Below are 4,609 nucleotides of genomic sequence, written 5' to 3' on the forward strand. Positions count from 1 at the left end.
CTTATGCAAAACTGAATTTCGCTTTCCTGGGACCCTCATTCGGACTGGGACTTGCAGCTATCGTTGATTACAATATCACCGACCATAGCAATATCTGGCTGCCTGCTATCCTGATCACCGGGGTACTGGCCGCCTTTGTCATGTATGGAAGAAAATATTTTTCCATCCGGAGCAATGTAGATTACTTTTTCATGTTTCTCATCACTGTTTTCTTTTTCGGTTATGGGTACGGTACAGCTGTTGTCATCAATTGCGGGTTCGACAGGTCTGTACCTGAAACACAGGAAACCACTATTCTGAAAAAACGCAGCAGCGGCACCAAATCCCGATCCTATTATCTTCAACTGGAAATGCAGCCAATGGAAAACGGCTACCTGGAGTTACAGGTTAGCAATGATTTCTACCGCATTGTACATCGTGATGAGAAGGTGTCGCTCGATTACAGGCCCGGCCTGCTTGGCGCCAGGTGGGTGAACATCAGAACGGCCGGTGGTGCAGAGTCAACGCCGCATTCCGTAAAATAGACCATTCAGACGTTATCCGTTTACTGTTTATTTCTTTCTTCTAATTTTGCAGTATGAGATCTCATGTACCCATCCTGTTCATTCTTCTGATGAGCCTTTCATTTCCATTATTGGCACAGCAGCCTGGTTCAGTCAGGATCTGGAGCCGCGCAGAGGTCAGAGCAGCATTTGGCGACAGTCTCCGTTATGAGGGAATGCCGGTGTACCGCGTCTATGAATACACGGATAAAGGTGGCGTGTATGCTGTGCTTTTCTGCGAAAACAATGATCATCTGGAAGACAAAGACACCATCAATACAAAGATCAGGGCCGTATGCCTCCTCAATGATCATGGCGGTTACCTTCAAAAATGGGTCATCAATGAAGTGCTGGTGAAAGAGCCGGTCAACGAAAAGCACCTGTTCTTCTGGAACCGCTACAGTAGTTTTTCCGATCTCGATGGCGATGGTTATGCCGATCCCGTAATTGCTTACAATTCCGTAAACATAAATGATGAATACCAGCGCCTGAAGCTTATCGTCGTTTATAAGGGAAAGAAATATGCAGTCAGGGCAGTGGAATGCATACTCGATGATTGCCGGCAGTTGCGTTTCGATACCCAATACAAAACCCTCCCCGTTCCCATCCGCAAGCATATCGATCAGTTGCTCCAACGCATCAGAACAGAAAAGGAAATGATCCTGAAAGAAGGCTGATGCCCTTACCTCCCATAACAAAATGATCAACCAACCAGGCCGTTGGTTTTATATCTTTGCATTCAATCTCCGCAATGCAGATCAAACCAGCTTCACATATTGCACATATCGTGCGGCACTACCTGGTGTTGAATGGCGCACTGCCCCGTGCCGCCTGGTTTCGTTTGTTTGCAGATGGCAATACCGGATTGGTATTCAATACCGGAAATGCCAGTCTGCGTCAGCCAGGTGGACGGGAAACGCAGCAGAGAAGCTGGTTGTACGGACAGCTGAGTGGGTACCGGGACCTGGATATCAGTGGAGACCTGCATTGGATCATTGTGGTATTGCAACCTTATGGTGCTTTTCATCTCTGGAGGATGCCTGCAACTGAACTTACAGACAGGCTTTTTCCGGCACAGGAACTGTTGGGCAGTTCCATTGATGAGATCAGTGCTGCTTTGCTTTCCACTCCTGATCTGAATAATTGTATCAATAAGCTCAATGCCTGGATCTCTTCCCTCATCGATAAGAAGAATGCGCCGGAACCCTTATTGCAGCAGGCTGTTCAGCTGATCAATAGCGCGGAAGGAAGTATGCCGGTCCATGCATTGCTGAAAGAATTGAAAGTGAATGAACGGATGTTGGAAAGGAAATTCAAGCAGGCAACGGGCATCTCGCCAAAGCAATACTCCGGCATTGTACGGGTCAATGCCAGCGCCAAAAAGCTACAGCACAAATCAGGCAGTCTGACTGCCGTAGCGTATGATCATGATTATTTTGATCAGGCACATTTTATCAAGGACTTCCGGAAATATACCGGCATCACTCCCTGGCAGTACCAGCATTCGGTTGACCAACTGGCGCTCAATTTCATCAAATTCTAGGCTTGTCGGTTTTTTACAATCCCTTTTTGTTACGGCATTTTAATTTGCATCATAATTGAAAAATATGGAGCCGGTAAAAATTGCAACTGCACAGTTTGAAAACAGGAGTAACGATAAAAGATACAACCTGCAAATGATCCGGGAACTGGCCACCCGTGCAAAGTCTGAAGGGGCGCAGGTAATTGCTTTCCATGAATGTTCCATCACAGGGTATACTTTTGCCAGGCATCTCAGTAAAGAAGCGCTGGCGGATGTGGCGGAACTCATCCCTGATGGTGAAAGTATTCAGGAGTTGATCCGTATTGCATGGGAAGTTGACATCGTGATACTGGCCGGTCTCTTTGAAATGACCGCCGATGGCTCCTTGTACAAAGCGTATGTATGTGTGAACGGGAAGGGGATGATCTCGAAGTATCGTAAACTTCATCCATTTATCAATCCTCATCTTACTCCCGGTAATGAGTATGTGTTTTTTGAGCTGTTTGGATGGAAATGCAGTATCCTGATCTGTTATGATAACAATATCATTGAGAATGTAAGGGCTGTAAGCCTGATGGGGGCCGATATCATCTTCATGCCGCATGTTACCATGTGCACGCCCTCTCCCAGACCCGGGGCCGGTTTTGTAGATGCTGCACTCTGGCAGGACCGGGTAGCAAATGCTGAAACTCTCAGGGCTGAATTCGATGGCCCCAAAGGGCGGCAATGGCTAATGAAATGGCTTCCTGCGAGAGCGTATGATAATGCAGTGTATGCTGTGTTCTCCAACCCCATCGGTATGGATGATGACCAACTGAAGAATGGCTGTTCCATGGTCCTGGATCCCTTTGGAGAGATAATGGCAGAGTGCAGCACATTGGGCAATGATATTGCCGTGGCAACCCTTACGGAAGATAAACTGACGAAAGCAGGCGGCTACAGGTATAAAAAAGCACGCAGGCCTGAATTGTATGGGGCAGTGATTGCTGCGCCGCATATGGCGGAACAGAATGTGGCCTGGCTGGATAAGAAGTGAGTATTTTGCATTGAAGTATCAGGAACTATGCCAGGGCAATTCAGCCACGGGCATAGTTTTCAGTATAACGGAATATTGTTTCTTCTTTAAGTTTACTTATGCTTTCATACCAGTGCAGTCCGGCAAGTCCGGTTCCTGAAGGCGCCATGGATCTGTGACAGATCAGGCATCCATTACTCAGTTCGAAATAGCCGCTATAGTCGTCATTTTCCTGGGAGAGATAATCCTGAAGCAGGCAATCTGAATAATCCAGCCATCCAGCCACCTTTCCATAACTTTCAATTATATCAGTGATGGTCATTCCTGTAATTGTGCTTATTTCCAGCTCTTTTTCTTCCAATTCTATAGATTTCAATGTCTCCAAAATACGATCCGGAATTTATAACACGAAATAAACCAGCATAAAGCATTATTTCATTTCAAATCACCCCAATTGCTTCGGTAACCGCCCTTCACTGGCACTCTCTATAATTATTCCGATCCGCAACTTCCTTGTTTCCTCCCTTTGCGCCAGCACCAGCCAGCGTAAAACCAGTTTCTTGTTTGAATCCGACAACGCTAAAAAATAATCCTCGGCTTCCGGGCTGCGGTTGAAACCTGCCTGCAGGTCATCCGGTATGACCATCTTCTCCACCTCATCCATGATGGTCCAGTAACCATTGGCCTTTGCTGCTTTGATACTGTCATGCCCCGGCTTTTCCATTTTCCCATCTTTGATCAGTCGTTTCACCTTATTCTTGTTGATGCCGGACCATACGCTTTTGGGTTTGCGCGGGGTAAAGCTCTGAATGGAAAAATTCTCGTCCCAGGCCCGCTTGGTGCTGTCGATCCATCCATAACAAAGCGCCTCATCGATGGCATCTTCATAACGAAGTCCTGCTTTTGTGGCATTCTTCCGTTGCATCTTCAGCCATACGGGTTTTGTAGTGTGATGGTTCTTTGCCAGCCAGTCCCGCCATTGCGCAGCCGTGGTTATTTTCAGGATGTTGATCTCTTTTTCCATGATTATTTATTGAGCACTTCAAGATAATGAGGATTGTACATAATGCCGAGCACATTGCCGAATGGGTCCACCACCGAGGCTGTCACAAAGCCGGAATTGCCGCGTTTGGTGATGGGTTCATATTCCGTGGCGCCCAGCTCCAGGAGCCGGTTGTAGACAGCTTCCAGGTGGTCCACATGCCAGTAAGTGAGCGCGCCGCCAGGACCTGTCACAGAACCTTTGGGAGCATATTTACGGTCGATAAAGCCCAGCTCATGCTGGTAATCTCCGATCCGGAACTCGATATAAGCGGGTGGTCCCTCCTGTGGGAATGCAAAATAAGGTTCAACGCCCAGGAACCGGGAATACCATGCTTTCGCCTCCAAAAGGTCATCCGCATAAAAATTGATGGTGCTGAGGCCGCGCAGATTGGATGATTGTGCCATTTTTATTGTTTTATTGTTTCCATGATCAAAACTATAACCGGACTGTGACAGCCTTATGTCAGCAGTCTTTTAAAAAAGAAT

General features: G+C 47.1%; 7 protein-coding genes. 4 read left to right on the top strand and 3 right to left on the bottom strand.

Going from position 1 to position 4,609, the window contains the following annotated elements:
* The 4 genes from ACTHMC_RS17525 to ACTHMC_RS17540 all read left to right on the top strand — a co-directional run.
* Nucleotides 1-524, top strand: a 524-nt coding sequence (locus ACTHMC_RS17525) for a hypothetical protein (protein WP_440414991.1), incomplete at its 5' end; no start/stop codon positions are given.
* Between the two features lie 53 nt (nt 525-577).
* Nucleotides 578-1,219 carry a M949_RS01915 family surface polysaccharide biosynthesis protein gene (locus tag ACTHMC_RS17530; protein WP_440414993.1) on the top strand — a complete coding sequence of 214 codons (642 nt, stop codon included), beginning with the start codon at nt 578-580 and terminating at the stop codon, nt 1,217-1,219.
* A gap of 74 nt (nt 1,220-1,293) precedes the next feature.
* A complete protein-coding gene (locus ACTHMC_RS17535) occupies nt 1,294-2,085 on the top strand; it encodes a DUF6597 domain-containing transcriptional factor (RefSeq protein WP_440414995.1) in 792 nt (263 codons plus the stop codon).
* 64 nt (nt 2,086-2,149) lie between these two features.
* On the top strand, nt 2,150-3,100 hold the full coding sequence (locus ACTHMC_RS17540) for a nitrilase family protein (RefSeq protein WP_440414997.1): 951 nt from the start codon (nt 2,150-2,152) through the stop codon (nt 3,098-3,100).
* 40 nt (nt 3,101-3,140) lie between these two features.
* Here ACTHMC_RS17540 and ACTHMC_RS17545 read toward each other — a convergent pair whose 3' ends face one another.
* From ACTHMC_RS17545 to ACTHMC_RS17555, 3 genes are all read right to left on the bottom strand, one after another.
* Nucleotides 3,141-3,455, bottom strand: a complete 315-nt coding sequence (locus tag ACTHMC_RS17545) for a hypothetical protein (protein WP_440414999.1) — start codon at nt 3,453-3,455, stop codon at nt 3,141-3,143.
* Nucleotides 3,456-3,524: 69 nt separating this feature from the next.
* Entirely contained in the window at nt 3,525-4,103 is a 579-nt protein-coding gene (locus tag ACTHMC_RS17550) for a YdeI/OmpD-associated family protein (RefSeq protein WP_440415000.1), read from the bottom strand.
* A 2-nt stretch (nt 4,104-4,105) separates the two neighbouring features.
* A complete protein-coding gene (locus tag ACTHMC_RS17555) occupies nt 4,106-4,528 on the bottom strand; it encodes a VOC family protein (RefSeq protein WP_440415002.1) in 423 nt (140 codons plus the stop codon).
* Between the last annotated feature and the right edge of the window lie 81 nt (nt 4,529-4,609).

It is taken from the genome of Pseudobacter sp. (assembly GCF_051955275.1).
Lineage (GTDB): Bacteria > Bacteroidota > Bacteroidia > Chitinophagales > Chitinophagaceae > Pseudobacter.